The sequence below is a fragment of the Lysinibacillus irui genome (assembly GCF_028877475.1).
GTDB lineage: Bacteria > Bacillota > Bacilli > Bacillales_A > Planococcaceae > Lysinibacillus > Lysinibacillus irui.
The window spans coordinates 17,054-33,022 of the sequence record NZ_CP113528.1 but is presented as its reverse complement, the minus strand read 5'-3'; the positions used below and the strand labels follow the sequence as shown (position 1 = coordinate 33,022).

At 32.0% G+C, this 15,969-nt stretch carries 18 protein-coding genes; all 18 read left to right on the top strand.

The annotated features are described in order from the left end of the window. Window positions 1–445: 445 nt before the first annotated feature. The 18 genes from holA to OU989_RS22515 all read left to right on the top strand — a co-directional run bounded on the left by holA (window position 446) and on the right by OU989_RS22515 (window position 15,920). Window positions 446–1,381 (top strand): DNA polymerase III subunit delta, encoded by a 936-nt coding sequence (holA, locus tag OU989_RS22595; protein ID WP_274797539.1) that lies wholly within the window; start codon window positions 446–448, stop codon window positions 1,379–1,381. Between the two features lie 46 nt (window positions 1,382–1,427). Beyond that, window positions 1,428–1,652 carry a hypothetical protein gene (locus OU989_RS22590; protein WP_274797538.1) on the top strand — a complete coding sequence of 75 codons (225 nt, stop codon included), beginning with the start codon at window positions 1,428–1,430 and terminating at the stop codon, window positions 1,650–1,652. 218 nt (window positions 1,653–1,870) lie between these two features. Then, complete coding sequence (locus OU989_RS22585) at window positions 1,871–2,104, top strand: hypothetical protein (RefSeq protein ID WP_274797537.1); 234 nt, start codon at window positions 1,871–1,873, stop codon at window positions 2,102–2,104. Between the two features lie 374 nt (window positions 2,105–2,478). Beyond that, window positions 2,479–3,573, top strand: a complete 1,095-nt coding sequence (locus OU989_RS22580) for an EAL domain-containing protein (RefSeq protein ID WP_274797536.1) — start codon at window positions 2,479–2,481, stop codon at window positions 3,571–3,573. Window positions 3,574–4,007: 434 nt separating this feature from the next. Then, window positions 4,008–5,006, top strand: coding sequence for a DNA adenine methylase (locus tag OU989_RS22575; protein WP_274797535.1), 999 nt, complete (start codon window positions 4,008–4,010; stop codon window positions 5,004–5,006). A 52-nt stretch (window positions 5,007–5,058) separates the two neighbouring features. After that, the gene (locus tag OU989_RS22570) at window positions 5,059–5,634 is read left to right on the top strand and encodes a hypothetical protein (RefSeq protein ID WP_274797534.1); all 576 of its coding nucleotides are present in this window, start codon (window positions 5,059–5,061) and stop codon (window positions 5,632–5,634) included. A gap of 12 nt (window positions 5,635–5,646) precedes the next feature. Further along, window positions 5,647–7,098 carry a hypothetical protein gene (locus OU989_RS22565; protein WP_274797533.1) on the top strand — a complete coding sequence of 484 codons (1,452 nt, stop codon included), beginning with the start codon at window positions 5,647–5,649 and terminating at the stop codon, window positions 7,096–7,098. Between the two features lie 254 nt (window positions 7,099–7,352). Further along, the gene (locus OU989_RS23770; RefSeq protein ID WP_404809744.1) at window positions 7,353–7,940 is read left to right on the top strand and encodes a DNA ligase LigA-related protein; all 588 of its coding nucleotides are present in this window, start codon (window positions 7,353–7,355) and stop codon (window positions 7,938–7,940) included. 18 nt (window positions 7,941–7,958) lie between these two features. Then, window positions 7,959–9,617 (top strand): NAD-dependent DNA ligase LigA, encoded by a 1,659-nt coding sequence (gene ligA, locus OU989_RS22560; RefSeq protein ID WP_404809747.1) that lies wholly within the window; start codon window positions 7,959–7,961, stop codon window positions 9,615–9,617. Window positions 9,618–9,690: 73 nt separating this feature from the next. Then, window positions 9,691–10,389: a hypothetical protein gene (locus tag OU989_RS22555; RefSeq protein WP_274797532.1), complete on the top strand. Its 699-nt coding sequence runs from the start codon at window positions 9,691–9,693 to the stop codon at window positions 10,387–10,389. Window positions 10,390–10,631: 242 nt separating this feature from the next. Continuing rightward, entirely contained in the window at window positions 10,632–11,420 is a 789-nt protein-coding gene (locus OU989_RS22550) for a hypothetical protein (RefSeq protein ID WP_274797531.1), read from the top strand. A gap of 268 nt (window positions 11,421–11,688) precedes the next feature. Beyond that, window positions 11,689–12,138 carry a hypothetical protein gene (locus OU989_RS22545; protein WP_274797530.1) on the top strand — a complete coding sequence of 150 codons (450 nt, stop codon included), beginning with the start codon at window positions 11,689–11,691 and terminating at the stop codon, window positions 12,136–12,138. Between the two features lie 122 nt (window positions 12,139–12,260). Beyond that, entirely contained in the window at window positions 12,261–12,965 is a 705-nt protein-coding gene (locus tag OU989_RS22540; RefSeq protein WP_274797529.1) for a thermonuclease family protein, read from the top strand. 102 nt (window positions 12,966–13,067) lie between these two features. Then, window positions 13,068–13,988 (top strand): hypothetical protein, encoded by a 921-nt coding sequence (locus OU989_RS22535; RefSeq protein WP_274797528.1) that lies wholly within the window; start codon window positions 13,068–13,070, stop codon window positions 13,986–13,988. A 41-nt stretch (window positions 13,989–14,029) separates the two neighbouring features. Then, complete coding sequence (locus OU989_RS22530; RefSeq protein ID WP_274797527.1) at window positions 14,030–14,224, top strand: hypothetical protein; 195 nt, start codon at window positions 14,030–14,032, stop codon at window positions 14,222–14,224. A gap of 41 nt (window positions 14,225–14,265) precedes the next feature. Continuing rightward, the gene (locus OU989_RS22525) at window positions 14,266–14,517 is read left to right on the top strand and encodes a hypothetical protein (RefSeq protein ID WP_274797526.1); all 252 of its coding nucleotides are present in this window, start codon (window positions 14,266–14,268) and stop codon (window positions 14,515–14,517) included. A 73-nt stretch (window positions 14,518–14,590) separates the two neighbouring features. Continuing rightward, window positions 14,591–14,716: a hypothetical protein gene (locus OU989_RS22520; RefSeq protein ID WP_274797525.1), complete on the top strand. Its 126-nt coding sequence runs from the start codon at window positions 14,591–14,593 to the stop codon at window positions 14,714–14,716. Window positions 14,717–15,236: 520 nt separating this feature from the next. Next, window positions 15,237–15,920, top strand: a complete 684-nt coding sequence (locus OU989_RS22515; RefSeq protein ID WP_274797524.1) for a hypothetical protein — start codon at window positions 15,237–15,239, stop codon at window positions 15,918–15,920. Window positions 15,921–15,969 lie beyond the last annotated feature (49 nt).

Sequence of the window (15,969 nt, the reverse complement as noted above, 5' to 3'; positions counted from 1 at the left end):
TTTTTCAAAATTGTAAGTATAGTCATGGCTTGTATATTATTTGCCCGACTATGGACTATGATGCAGATGTGGTAGGTGAGAAAAGTGAAATGTTGTCTAAGTTGTAATAACAGTGAGGAGTTAAAGTATAACAATCTTTTTTGTTCTCATTGTTATTTGGACAGGTTAGTCGATGAATTCAGTATCTGCGGGATTCCAATTTACGTTCTAGTAACTAACACATCGATAAAAGTAATAATCGATGATCCTTGTGATTTACTTGGTCGTGTTAAACCAAAGATTGTGAGAAAAATCCTGACAGAGTACAAAAAAGAGGCTACAAATTTAGTTAGATGTGCGTGTGGCCGTCTATTAAAATGCGAGCAGTCCATTCTTGTTCAAGCGAATGGAAAACCCCACGCTTTTTGTGATTTGGACTGCTATGAAACTTTAGGAGGAACAATATATGTTAAAAGAAAAAGTAATTTTAATTCACGGTGAAGAACCTTTATTGTGTGACGAATTCGTAAAGAGTATCATGCCAGATAACCTTATGTCAGTAGAAAAATATGATATGAGAGAAGAATCAATTATTGATGTATTAATGGATGCTTCGCAAGGGAGTTTGTTTGGTTCTGATGATAAAGTCGTCATACTGAACGATTGCTACTTTTTAGGTAGCGAGAAGGCTTTAAGCGATAAAGAAATGGAGTATGTAACCGAATTTATTAATAACAAAGAGAATACAACAACCATAGTATTCCGGTACCCAAAAATAGATAAGCGTAAAAAGCTTGTTAAGGTCCTTTTAAAGAGCGCTAAAGTCTTTGAAGGGAAAACTATTAAATCTCCACAAAACTGGATTAGTAAACGTGCTGTAGGCTATGGGTTGCGATTAAATAACATTGCGGTAGATAAGATGGTAGTCGAGTTAGGGACAGATCTTTACCTACTTGATAATGAATTAAAGAAAATTAAAAATCGTTATCCTTCTGAACAAATGATTACTGCAGAAATGTTAAACGATGTACTATCTAGAACACTTGAAAGCGATATATTCAAGCTACTCGATAGAATTATGTATCGTCGAGTTTCTGCAATAGACTTATTAGCCGATTTACTAATGACAGGGAATGAGCCTATCCATGTCCTGCTGTTAATTGCTAAACAACTTAGAATGATGGAACAAGTAAAAATTAATGAAATAACAGGGCATCCAGTTCAGCAATACTTGGATGTTCACCCTTATGCATTACAAAAAGCAAAAGAGCAGGCTGAAGAGTATACATTAAGCGATATTCAGTCAAAAATGGAACAAGTAGCAGAACTTGATCTTAAAATGAAAAGAGGTCAAGTAGATAAAGTAATTGCTCTTGAAACACTGATTTTAAAATGGATGTAATCTAAATTTACAACTAATAAAAAAGTAAAATAACTAGGAGGCACCCATGTTAACTAAAAAAAGGTACTTAATAACTGAAGGGGATAACATTCGATTAGTAAATGATCCTGGTAAAAACAGATTATATGAAGAAGGAGCTTTTATACTGGCTAAATTAACTCAAAATTCATATAGAATCCTAAGTCCAAAGCGATTTAGACATTTGGGACTTATTGTATCCAATAAAGACAAAATTGAATTTGTCTCTGTAGATTCTCTCATTTTCCCTTAGTTCCATAACTATCAGTATTTAATATTGATATGAAAACTAAGGTAGTTTATAATGATGGCATATCTAATTAACTCATATCCCCCCAACCATACGGTATAGGGGTCTTAAAGCACTTTTGAAGTGTTCAAACTAATCTCACTTAGGGAGTAGTATGTTCATTTATCAAAAGTGCTTTTTTTGAGTTTTTTTGATAAATAAATTTTAAGGATGATCTAACTATGAAAACAAACGTATTAAGGAACACGCCTACACATTCTACAGCAATTGAAAAGTATCGTAGAACTAAGGCAAACAAAAGTTCAAAGGTTATGAATGAATTGCCAACTGAAATTAAGGCGAGAGATCTTGGATGGTCGGAAACTTTACTGGGTGGTGGTTTTGCTACCATTTCAATCGGTATATTTTTCGTCTTACTCCTGTTCTCTGCTTTAGTTTATGGTCCTAAATTCTAGCCTGTTAAAAAGGTCTTTCCTACACATCGTAGGAAAGACCTTTTTCATTTTACTATAAATCCTTTGCTGTTTTAGAAAAGGCGTAATCCATTGTAGTTCTATATCAAATCAGTAATATCTATTACTTTTATACTTCCTTTTTATAGCATATTAACTACAGACTTTTGAAGTGTTGCTAATTCTTACATATATAATATATACTAATAAATATTGTTTAGTTTTTTACTCGACTACAAATATAATAAATAATCTATGATAGAATTAAATAAATGAAAAAATGAAAAGTTGGAAGAACCACTTTCGCAATTATAAGCGAAAGTGGTTCTTTTTTGTTTACATTTATTGTAATTCGATTAAAGAAGAAGGGTGGTTTAATGACTTTATTTTCTACAAATTATGTATCTAATAGGGATTGTGCGATTGAAAGTATAAACGGTAAAACATCATTTGCTTTGATATATGTGAAACTTAAAGATTCAAAATGGAATGAAGGGGGGCAAAATACTAAGGACGACTTAGATTTTTTAGAAAGAACGGTAAGCTCTCAAAGGGGCAGCATTGAGTGGTATAGAGTTTATGAAGATGAGTTTGTAATAATCTTAGATATTCAAGAAGCCTCTAAAATTATTAAGGAAATTACTTTAAATGATGGAATGGTAGTCCAGTCATTACTTGTTGAAAACCGGCAATTACCTGCACTACATTACTTGCGCCAGGTTTCAAATCGATCAGAAAATGCTGTCTTTAAGGACGGTCTAGATATTAAAGAATTTAGCACAGTATTTCAACCAATTTTGCATAAAAATAACCAACTTTCCTTTGAGGCATTGATGCGATGGAATTCAAAAGACTTAGGAATTATAACGCCTAATGTATTTATTCCGATTTTAGATAGGGAAGGATTATTGATTAACTTAACCAAAAAAATAATAAATGATGTGGTAGCTATATTAAATAAATACAAGCAAATTGTCTATATCACGATTAACTTAACTGCTTCATTAGTTAAAGACATTACTTGGTTATTGGAACACCTTGAGAGTATTAATTTCAATGAAAACAGAAGAATAGCGTTCGAGTTAACAGAAGAATCATTAGCAAGTATAGAGGTTAGAGACAATTTGAAACGTATTCGAGAACGTGGTCATTTGTTGTTTATTGATGACTTCGGTACTGGGTATTCTAACTTTCAATATTTAGCTACTTTCAATTTTGATGGCGTTAAGCTAGATCGGGTATTTATGGGGGAACAAACCAATAAAAAAGTAATTGTCCTACTTTCAAAATTTATTAAAGCTCTAGATTTGAAATTTATTATTGAAGGAGTAGAACGATTCGATCAATTTAGCTTTTTATTAGAGACAAAGTATGACGCAATTCAAGGTTACTATATATCTCAACCACTTAAACAAATTGAATTGGACAATTTTATAACTCGAATGAATTTAGGTTTATTGAAAAAAATTTAACATCTTGATATGCACCTTATGGTATGAATCTTCAATACAGACAATTTATATGTCTAACAGCAATACATTGAAATGCCCTCAATAGAAATTCCGTTAAAAGGGGGTACTGCTGAAAAGAAATGGCTTATAGGCTCTTTTATAGCAGATAATGAAGCGTGTGGACTTTCCATATAGGCTAGGTAAAGCTGTTATAGAATGGGATTCACATTGGGCAGCAATTGGCTACTAAAATAAGGGTTATAAACAAGCGCACCTAAAGTTCCGTTTACCTAAACATCATTAATAAATACCCCAAAACTTAACACCTTTCCTACATGATTATTTTTGTGTAGAGGGGTGTTTTTTATATCTTTTTGGTTTTTTTACAACCTACGATAGCTATCTCATAATTAAATTGAAAATGGTCTGAAACAACTAGTAAAGGAGGCATCCCGTTGGAGAATGTCCATTGTAATGAATGTAGAAAACATCATTCGTATGTCTGTAGGAATTGTTTTTACGATGATCATGATGATATTAATGATCAAGGTTGGTGGTGTGCTAATTGCGATTCCTTCAACTTTTGGGATGAAGCGGAGTACAAAAACCATCAATTTGTTATCGTATTAGAAGAAAAATCAAAAGAGATACAAAAGATTTCTGTTCAAACTAAGTTAAAACAGCAACTGTCACCTCTACGTTATCCAGGAGGTAAAAGTAAGTTGATACCGTACTTATTTTCTCTTTTAAACAGGGATAAATGTAACACAATTATTTCTCCATTTGTCGGGGGCGGAAGTTTCGAACTATCACTTCTTGAAGCAGGTGTTGCTCAAAAATTAATGTTAAATGATCTCGATTACGGTATCTACTCGTTATGGTGGTGTATGCTCTATTCTCCTGAATCTTTAATAGACAGAATTATTACGTTTAAACCAACGCACAAGGCTTTTTTTAAAGCCCAGAATTTAATAAAAACTGATTATCTTAACTTAGATATGGTAGAGGCCGCATGGAACACTTTAATAGTTAATCGGCTTGCATATAGCGGTATAGCGAAAGCTAACCCTTTAGGTGGAATTAATGGCTCTATAGAGAATTTAACGTCTCGGTGGAATCCAAATACATTAATTAAAAGAATTAATAGAATCCACAATATGGCTGATAATATTGAAATCCATTGTGAGCAAGCAACTAAATTCATTGGAGATTGGTTTTTTAAGGACAACGCAACGTTGTTCATTGACCCTCCTTATTATCAAAAAGGACAGTTATTATACAATCAATTCTTCAAAGAGGAGGATCATATAGATTTGGCATTACTACTACGAACATTACATTATGGTTTTCCAAGTTCAGATATTATCGTTACTTACGATTACAACACATTTATAGACGACATTTATTACGCAACAGACAAACGTGAAATTATTGGAAGACAATATTCCATTTAAACTCCTATTACCTCTAGTTGCTAATGAAACCTAAAGAAAGGGGTTTTTATCTATGGTATTTAAATACATTTCGGACAAATTGATTCTAAAATTAGCTTCTATTTTTGGATTTCCTGGTGAAGATGAAAACCTATTAGAAGTTGAAAGAGAAAATTTGAGATTAAAAAAGGACTTATATGAAGAACGATTACGAAACAGTAACTCTTCTGGGCAAGCCGAAATAATTGCACTTCGACAGAGGGTAGATGAATTAACTGAAGATAAAATTTTTCTTTTAGAACAAGAGAATGCTTGGTTACGAAATGAAAATCAAATGATAAAACAACTGGCAACCCCTTCAGTAAGCCAAATATCTTATACACCTTCTTTTAAGGAAATAATTGAATTTACATATCGAGAAGGTATTTTTGAATATTATCTGCATGGTGGTTTGAAACAGGAGCGGAAAATTGACCAAGTTACCTTAATTGGAGAACTTATCAGAACCTTCCCTGAGCTAGAGTTTAACATAAACCACAATAATTTAACTGTCTCTTCAAGAAGCATTCGCACCCTTAAAAGAATATACCCATTGGATTCAAAAATATCAGTTGCTGTCTTAACTAATTTTAACTTTATTAATTGTTAAGGAGTTGTTTACATGTTTAAATGGTTGAAAAATAAAGCGATCGAGATAGAAGTTGAAGAAAAAATAGCTAAAGAAAATGCTGAAGAAAAGCGGATACTATTAGAACAAGAGGAACAATTGAACTTGGACTTAACAAGTCAGAATATCCCTTATGAGTTGGTACAGAGTATTACGTTGAACGAGAGGAAAGATTTATTAGTATTTGCAACTGACAATGGCACTCTTCCTCTACGATTATCAAATGATAGAGACCTACTATATCAAATGAATTATTTATTCCCCTATGATTTTGTAGAGTATTTACAAAAGGATCAAATTTTTCAGTTCAAATTAAACATTGCCTTTAAAGGCTTTTCTCGGTTCTTACCTACATTGCCAATAATGAGATTAGAGGGTAATTCATACGTTTGGTTTACTTTAGATTTAGCAAAAGTCATTAATGTAAAGGAAATTCGTTATTTTGCCGATGTTGTAGTCGGAAAAGAAACCATTGCCCAAGATGATTTAACTTATCAATCCGTGTTGACTAATACCTTAAGATACTATAGTCAAAAGTTTGGAATAACTCTCAAAGCACCGCTTCTAGAAAAAGTAAATCTTAAGACAAGTTTATTTACTCAAATAGCTATTAGTCCTGAAAAAGAAGTTTTTACTATTAAACCATTACGTGTATTACTAAGTGAGTTTTACCACAAAGATCTTGAAATAAAAATTAAAGAATATGTAGAAAAAATAGTTAACGTGATGGCTTGGGAAAAGGAATTTCAACGTTTTCAAAATGTCGTGGACAACATATTAAAGACGTATAAGTATGATCAATATTTTAAGGTTGAATATCACAAAGTTCTTTCTAACACATTTAGCTTTATTTTGATTAGAAATGAATTGAAACTCCCTATAGTGTCATTTGATGTTGATTATTATTTAATTCGATACAAAAACACATCCGATTACTTTAAAGATTTAATTGAGAATGGTGTTCTTGAAGCAATATCAAAAAGTCTTCAAATAAAATATAAATTACTTACTAAGAGTAGAAAATTAAAAATATCTAATAATTTTCAGTTCAATATAGGTGGTGATATATCGTTTAATTTAGCAAATCTATCATTGGTAGAAGCTTGTTTAGATATGGAGAATTTCCTAATTAATGAGTATGGTTCTGAAATGGCCAAAAATGTCCGGTTTAGTCTTTGTGAAGGTTTTGATATACATAAAGGCTGGATAGGGCTCTACGATCAAGATTGGGAAACAGTGAAACGAGCTTACTTAGTTCCACTTCAAAATTATAATTTAGTTAAGTATGCTTCAGAATGGCCTTCTCAAATGGTAGTTGAGGTTAGAACAGAATGGTGCAGCCACGTGCTAACAATAGATACAAAGAAAAACAAAATAACTTGTACATTGGGCACTGAGGTTATAGAGGCTAAATTTAAAGATGGGCTTAGAGTATTTTCATATTAAATCCTGACTTGTGCAATCTAAAGAAGTCACTATAAGAAAAAAATCTAAATATGTTTGTAAAAACGGTTTTGCTTTAATATACTTAGTAATAACATTTCGATTAACTGATTATCTCTAACCAAACGGTGAAGAGTCAAAAAGCACTTCAATAGCAAGTGTTCATTTACTTCCAAGGGAGTAGTGTGAACATTTGTCATGTTGAAGTGCTTTTTTCATGTTTTTTGAAATGAAAAAATATAAGGGAGTAATAGAATATGACAAAAGAAATGACATTATTCGATCAATTACAAGAAGAAGGGATTAAATATCCCGCAATGAAAGCAATTTTTCATTATTACTCAGATAATGAGAAAAAACATGCTGAAGAGTTACTTGTTGTGAACGAGTTACAGTATGAGACAGCTTTATCTATTGCAAATGAATTTGGGAAACAGGGCTTAATTAAAGAACTTAAATCAACCAGAACTAATTATTCAATTGAAAACATAGAAGTCCTGGAGCTAAAAAGCCAAGTAAGCATTGAAGATTATATGGGTGCACTACAAAAGACAATTATTGTACATGATAAGCTTTATGATCGAAACATACCTATCATTACCGATTCTATGTACGATGGCTTATACCAGGAATTAATTAAACTTGAAGCGGTAAATCCACATGCTGTAGATCTTAATTCACCAACCCAACGGATTGTCACTAGCTTTGCCGAGTCACTAGAGAAAGTTAATCATAGCCAGCCAATGTTATCGCTTCATAAAACTACAACAGAAGAGGGCTTGTTAAAATTTATCAATCAACGTAAAGGCGAATCAATAATTGTTCAAAACAAAGAAGATGGATAAACAGTAGCAGCTGATTACATAGGGAACTATGATCACGGTTCTCTTGCTGATAGTGTTACTAGGGGTAATGGATATGAAGGCGAACGTGTTTTACATTCCTTCTCTCAAATCGATAACATTCCTAAGAAAATACCTTTTAATAAAAATCTTAAATTGCGATTTGAGGTAGTAGTACCCTTCGAAGAGTTTAACCGCATTAATATCAACGGAGAGTACTCAAATACACGTAATCTTGCATCTGGTACTATTCGTACATTAGATGGCTCCTTGGCTCGGAAAAGGGGTTTAAAAGCATATGTAATTGAGGTTATTGAAGTAGAAGGTATGGAATTCACATATGACACTGAACGAATAGAATTTGTTCGTTCATTAGGTTTCGAGATTTCTGATACCGTTGTATTTTTTGAAGATAAAAATTGTAATTGGGAAGAAGAAACAGCACGCTTTTTAGAGTATATACAAACGTATGATGAAAAAGTACGTCCTCATTTATCTCATATGATTGACGGTTTAGTTATTAAATATAACCGACTAGCTTTAAGAGAGGAATTGGGGTATACAAGTAAGCATCCGCGATGGGCTCTAGCATACAAATTTTCTTCTCTTGATGCTATTACAACACTTAGAGATATAGTTATACAAGTAGGTAAGACAGGCCAACTAACACCTGTAGGGGAGCTAACGCCTGTAGAAATTGGCGGTACTACCAATAGTCGTGCTACGCTTCATAACTTTAAAAACATATCTTTAAAGGATATACGGGTAGGGGATCAAGTTTTATTAGCAAGAGCAAAAGATGTAATACCGCAAGTTATTAAATCGTACCCAGATCTTAGAACCGGAAAGGAATTCGTTTTTGAAATTCCTCCTGTTTGTCCAGAATGCGGTGGTCCTCTTGAATATAGTGGTGAAAATCTATTCTGTAGGGGAATGAACTGCGAACCTCAAAAGCTAGGGAAACTAGAACATTTTGTATCTAGAAATGCTATGAACATCCAAGGGATTGGGGAAAAAACAATCGAAACACTTTATGAAAATGGAATTCTTCAAGACTTCTCGGATATTTATAATTTAAAGCACCATAGAGAGGCTATAACGAGCTTTGAGGGCTTTGGAACAACAACCTTCAACAAATTAATCAAGGAAGTTGAGAAAAGCAAAAATCAGTCTTTAAATAACGTTTTATACAGTCTTTCCATTAATCACATTGGAGAAACCGCTTCTAAAGATTTAGCTAAGGTTTTTTCATCAATGGAAGAAATACTGCAGCTTGCTGAAAATCCTGCCAAGCTGAATACAAAAATATTGAGCTTAGATAATTTTGGAGAAAAAATGGCCAATGAATTTGTATCCTATTTCACAAATAAAGACAACGTAGAACTAGTTAAAAGGCTATTAAATCATGGTTTAACAATGCAAGCAGCAAAACCTCTAACTGCTAGTAAAGCAGTCCTAAAAGATAAGGTATTCGTAATTACTGGGACTTTCTCAAGAGATAGGAAAGCTTTTAAATCCGAAATCGAATCATTTGGCGGGAAAGTAACTGGTTCAGTAAGTAAGAAAACAGATTACTTATTAATGGGAGCAGGTGTTGAAGGCAAGACAAAGCATACAGATGCCCTCAATTTAGGCATTAAAATACTATCTGAAGAAGACTATTTAGAATTAATAAAATAACAACAAACGAAAAGCGCGGCCAATGCCGTGCTTTTATTATTCAAAAATACTGATGAATGAGAGGAAGAGAAAAATGCATTCAAAAGAATATATTAAAACTTACTTTCGAATTAGTTGTGGTTATGAAATGGGAAGAGGTATGGATGAACAAAAGTATGAGCTTTTAAAATACGAAATTAAGAACATTTTCGAACCACTAGGATTTGAAATATGCCAGGGAAAAATCTACGGCTCTAGTGATACTGCCTATCGGAATAAAGAATCGCTTTATTTACACCCAATGAACTTTAGCGGCTATATCCTTGAATCGTCAATTAAAGAAATTGAAGCGGCTATAAAAGCTAGTGGTTTGAATTTAACCGGCATTGACACTTATGAAATCCTATATGATGAAGATGCAGATTTTTTACAATCACAACTACTGGCTGCTAAAAATGAAATACGCGAAGAAATTTTCGATAAATATAAAACCACTCGTAAAGCACATTATGTAATGAAAGGTTTTTCAACTGATAAAGTAACTACTAAACTTTTTGATAAAGAGTTAAACAATAAAATTTATGGAGAATTCATATCTGATCTTAGAAATGAAATGGTGAAACAAGGTCTATTGATTGAGGCTAAATCACACCCCGGTTATTATCGTTCTCTGAATAAAACTGAATTAAAAGCATGGGAAAGAAAAAATGGTCCCATATTTTCAAAGGTACCTGTTATTGAGCTAATCGAAGAGGAAGATAACCTTTTTACAATGTTTAAAATTGACATTTAGTCATTTTTAAGAAATTTTGGTTGATTACTGAAAAACATACTTTTCTTTCAAAATAAATAATAGTATACTGTTAGCATACTATTTATTAACACTAAACTCCCTATCCAAACGGTAAGGGATTCCCTTCTACACTTCATCTAGAAAGTGTCAAACTTTTTCCTCAAGGAATCAGTCTGCACATTTACTAGATGGAGTTTTTTTATGTGTTTCAAATAGTAAATAAATTTTCAGGGGGCTAACATATGTTAGTAAATGACTTAACTTTAGCAAAAATTGCAGCACAATTGGGGTATGAACCATTTGTAGCAGAAGATCAAGGAACGAGATTATCTAAGTATAATTGGATAACGGATTATACTGCCATTAATGACTTTATTGCTGACTATAAAGCAGCAATACCTGTTGATGAGAATTCTACAGACTATAGGATCTCAAAAGACTTTTTTCAAAATAACAAAAACATCATTAACCGCGCTATAAAGAAAGAGGCTTCCATTATCATTTCGGAAAATTCATGTTTCGGAAAAGGCTTTTTAACTCAAGAAATCATTGACCGTATTGATTTACTTGAAATGTTAATAAGTAGCAATGAATTAAAAGATTTTAAAGAGCACGTTTTAAATAAAAGTGGTCGCTATAATCCCACTTTTGATAGAGCTAAATCTTTAATTGTTGAATGGTTTGCAGAAAAGCCGATAGATTATATAGGACTGCTTGTAGGTCGATTACTCACTAAAGATTACGAGCAGTACTTCCATTGTGGTATTACGGGGGATGCATCGATTCAAGATGCTATTACAAAGAAAAACCCAGTTTACACACTCTATGAGACAAGTCAAGATTTTGGAGGAACTGCAATTAGAATAGCTGAAAAGGCACCACACGATCTTGATGTTACATTCACTTTAAAACTAAGCAATAACTGTTTAAATCAACAAATTGCAGCATGGCAATTACGCTTAGCTGGTTATGTTGAAAAGGAGCAAAATGTCTTTGAGTTCAATGCAACACAGAAGACAAAAATTAGTTAAAATTGAATGTCTTTAAACAATGAAATTACTATCATCATTGATTAATTGTGGTATTAAAATTTAACTTTATTTACATTTTACAACTCCAACCAGACGGTAAGAGTTAGATTCTAAAAACGCTATTTGTGCGATGCGGTAGGCAATTTTTTGTCATTACCGTTCCACAAATGGCGTTTTTTTATATGCAGTATCAGTTTTTTGACTAAGTAGCGTATAAAGAGAAAATGGAAGTAAGATTTTTATCTTAATTGGAAGGATGGTAGAATGCATGAAATTTTTAAAGAAGAATACAAAAGTTATTGTACGGTCGAGAATATCCAAAAAAGAACTTATCAGACCAATTTCGGATTATGTTGACGGAAAACTTTATAAAAATTTGGGGGTATATATCGATCTACATATACGGGACTTTAAACGCGGTGGTTTTTTCTATTCATATAACGAAATCATTCATAACCCTGTAATTTTTGATTTATTTATAGAAAAATTAGTTCACCCTGAATATAAAATCTCCTATGAGGATATCGATAAACCGATTTGGATTATTAAATCCTATAAAAAAGGGACACCACTTTTTTTAGTTTTAGAAGGGCATAGTATTCCAAATCCCGCATTAACTTTTTTAAATCAGATTTTAAGCACTTATGGTTATATCAATAAAAAACCGAAGTATGAAGCTAAATCCATCAAGAAAAATCTCTCTCCTCACGATCGATAAAATACATTTCTATTTCCAAACATAGCAAATCAATGTAAAATAACCTTAAATAAACTTTGCGAAGCACGCAAGTTATCTACAATAGGTAACTTGCGTGCTTTTTTAATTGGGGAGATGAAGATATGAAGAGACAAGTGACTATTTTATTTTTGGCAATACTTATTTTACCAGGTTGCCAAACACCTGATTATGGTTCAGAAAAGGAAAGTACAGAAGTTTTCGAAACATCTAGTGGGACCGAAGTTGCAACATTAAACGGTTACGTAGTAGAGGTAACTGAAGATAATATTATAAGAATTAAGGTACCGAAAAGAGGAGAAATGATTCAAAAAGGGTTGCAGGTAAACGAAGAAGGTGTTGTTAAGGTTGCATTAGCATCTGTTCAGCTTCCTACTGGCAATTTACCATTGTCTGAAGAAGCAAATGCAGTATTAAAAAACTTACTTTTAAATAAAGAAATATCACTTGATGTACTTGGTGAAACTGCCGCTCCTGGACAAAACTCGGCACTAAAAGAAGTCCAAGGATATATACATTTAAAAGATACTGATACTTCTATCCAAGAAATCCTTATTGAGAACGGATTAGCAATCATTGATAAAAATGCACCATTTATAAAAAGCTATATGCCCGAGTTAGAAAAAATACAGTCTGCAGCACAAAATAACTCTATAGGCGTATGGGCAATCGATGGATTTGTCGATTTAAGCAACACTATCGGTGGGAAATTTACAAATGTAATAAATGTAAATGAAGATGAAATTAAATCGATTTTAAACGACATACAGAAAAAAGGGAAAGAACTTGAGATTTCTATTTTCAATTAAAATGGGTATTGTAACAAATTGGTTTACTTATTCCTTTTTGACATTCATTTAAGTTATACGTAGATTATTAATAAGAAATGTATATAAAGGAATTGATAATCTATGGACAAAAAATCAGTTGTAATGATGGAAGACATATATCCTGTAGGTAGGATTTTTATAAAAAATGCTATGTCTTTTTTAAATGTTCCTAAAAACCAATACTCTATGTTAACTAAAAAATACCCAGCGCCTGAATACCTTGATTTAAAACTACCAAAGGGAATTTTAGACGTAGAGGTTGATTCCCATGCTTTTGGAAGATGGAATCAAAGAGTAGGTCCCTTTACGACAAATGACATACTAACAAATGTATTTAGGGTTGCAATATTAATAAATCCCAATCGTGTTCGCGTTTTGGATCGTAATTTGGCCATTTTGGATAATGATATTGTTTTCTCTTTTGAATTCGACAACAATACCTTAAGAGTTACAACATTTTTCGGAAGGATCTCATTAAAGCCATTACTGTTAAATGTTGAAAATTTAAGACGGTATAATTCACGGTATAAAGAAGAAGTTACTTTGGACATTGACAGTAGTGTCCTTAAGGAACAAGAACTTCCTATTACGCCATCCTCTATAATTGAATTCATCGATTCTGAAGATATTTCTCACATTTTCTTTTACATCAAAAGTAAAGATGGCAACCAAACTAGAAACTTTTTTTATCATTTAATCAGAACTGAAAGTCTAAAAGCGAGAGAGAATACAGATAAAAGTATCAATAGTGCAGATGAAGCAGCTGATACGGTAGGGGAATATTCAATAATGAAAATTGATATGATTCATCCGAGTCGTTTTAAACTATCTGAATTAGAACTACATGTCTTGGGTTTATTAGGGAATATAAGATTTTTACTAAAATACATGACTCAAGTAGATCCTGACCGAATCGACCAACTACATGAGACACATTCTAGAACGGCAATAAGACGTTTTGCTGGAAATAAGAATTGGAATTTTTTAAAGAAAAATAAATAACAATGAATTGAAAGAAATTGTTCAATACGAAGAAAGAATAAATGGTGAATAATAACAAAATAAAACCAAATAATTATAAAACGATTGTAGTTGGTGAAGTGGGAAAAGGTATGAGTTTTAAAGTTGGAACCCCATATAATAATGTTGTTGATCGAGAAGAAGTATCATACGCTGAGGATTTTATTATGAGAAGCACAACACAGGCGCTTAATACGATTTCTAGGTTATTACGTTAACTGAACAATCTGAGGGTTATTCGAAAGTCGGAGGAAAGGGATTGATTATTATATTATTTATTTCAATTGGTATCATAATTGGTATCGGACTTTTTATATTGTACTTTATTAATTATTGGTTAGAGAACCCTGTTAATTTACAGGGGCTAGAGTTATATCAGGGAAATGAGACTACTGAAAAGTTTCTATTTTTCTTTCAAGATTTTGAAGTAAGAATAGTTTTGAGTCTTGTTATAATTGCATCAATTCTTTTCATTATTGTCTTTTCAAGAAAAACCAAAGAAACCGATTGAAGAATATCTTGTTCAATAATTTTAATTGGAAGAAATTGTTCAGTAAATTATACAATGAAATGGGGTAGTAGTTATGGGAATGTATACAGCATTTAGAGGTAAAGTAATCATTAAGGAACAATATAAAGAAATGGTTGAATTAATCAATAGTGGTGAATGGGGTATAGCAGTTAATAAATATCCATTTCTAAAAGAATAATACGAAATACAAAGAAGTACCATTATTCCTTACGACATTGAAAGAATAAGCGAACAATTAGATAAAGATGGAGAAATTTATTTAGAACATGTTCCATCTGATTGGGCTTCAGATAGTACTTATTTTACTGGTTTAAATGAATTAGAATGGACATTCATTACAAGTTTAAAAGATTATCAAGATAGAGAACATGGCAATAAATCACCTATTGAAACCTTCATTGATGTAGTTCTATCAGAAGTTACTTCCAAAGTGATTACAATACAAAAAGCGTATGAAGAATGGATATATAATGATATTCCGTTCATCGAGTATGATTTTGACAAAGTAGTAATAAATAAAATCACTCGAAGTTCCTGAACAATTCAATTTACAAAGTGGGATACTGCACAATATGAGGATAAAATAATATTAAGATTCCTTTCAGAAAGTTTTGTTCTATTCTTTCTATGGGGGCTTATAGGGTGCTATATTTTTATTTCGAGGTTTAAGTCAACAAAAGAGGAAGGTTGATTATGTATTGTTTAAATTTAATTTTCGTAAAGAAGAAAAAAATCTCCCATTACCTGTAAGGGAAGCTTTAAAAGATCTTGATAGTGATATGATTCATGTTTATGAGAAATCCTATAGTTATATTATCAAACTCTCTAAAGCAAAAATTATTTCAGGAGTTAATGCTCTATTTACTTTTGCGATTTGGTTCATACTCTTGGATTTTTACAGATACTATAACGGTACGTCAGGAGATTCAAGTCCTTTATTCAAATTATATAAAATGATTCCACTTCCAAATGAGAATTTATACATTATTGGTGTTCTCGGGTTTATTACGACTTATCTAACTGTATTCTTTATGGGAAGCGCGGTTACATACTTATTTGAAAGAATAAGAGTTGAAAGACATATAGCTAACAAGAGTATTGATACATACTTGAAGAAACATAAAGGAAGTTTAAAAAGCTTATTATTTGGATTTCTCGCTTCCTTAACTTTTTATTTACTAATACTAGAAGATATGCAATTTCACCAATTAATACTACGTGATGTAATAGTATATATCTTTATGCTAATAACCATTTTTATTTACAGCTATAACAAACTTGTTTTGAAATTCTCGAACCATATGAAGAATCAAGTCTTAAATACTTATCTGGAAGCAATAGAATCACTTTTGGAAGAAAGTAAAGACGAGAAGGAAGAATGAGGATTTAACATTAAAAATACATCTTCAATACATTAAAAACATTTGTACT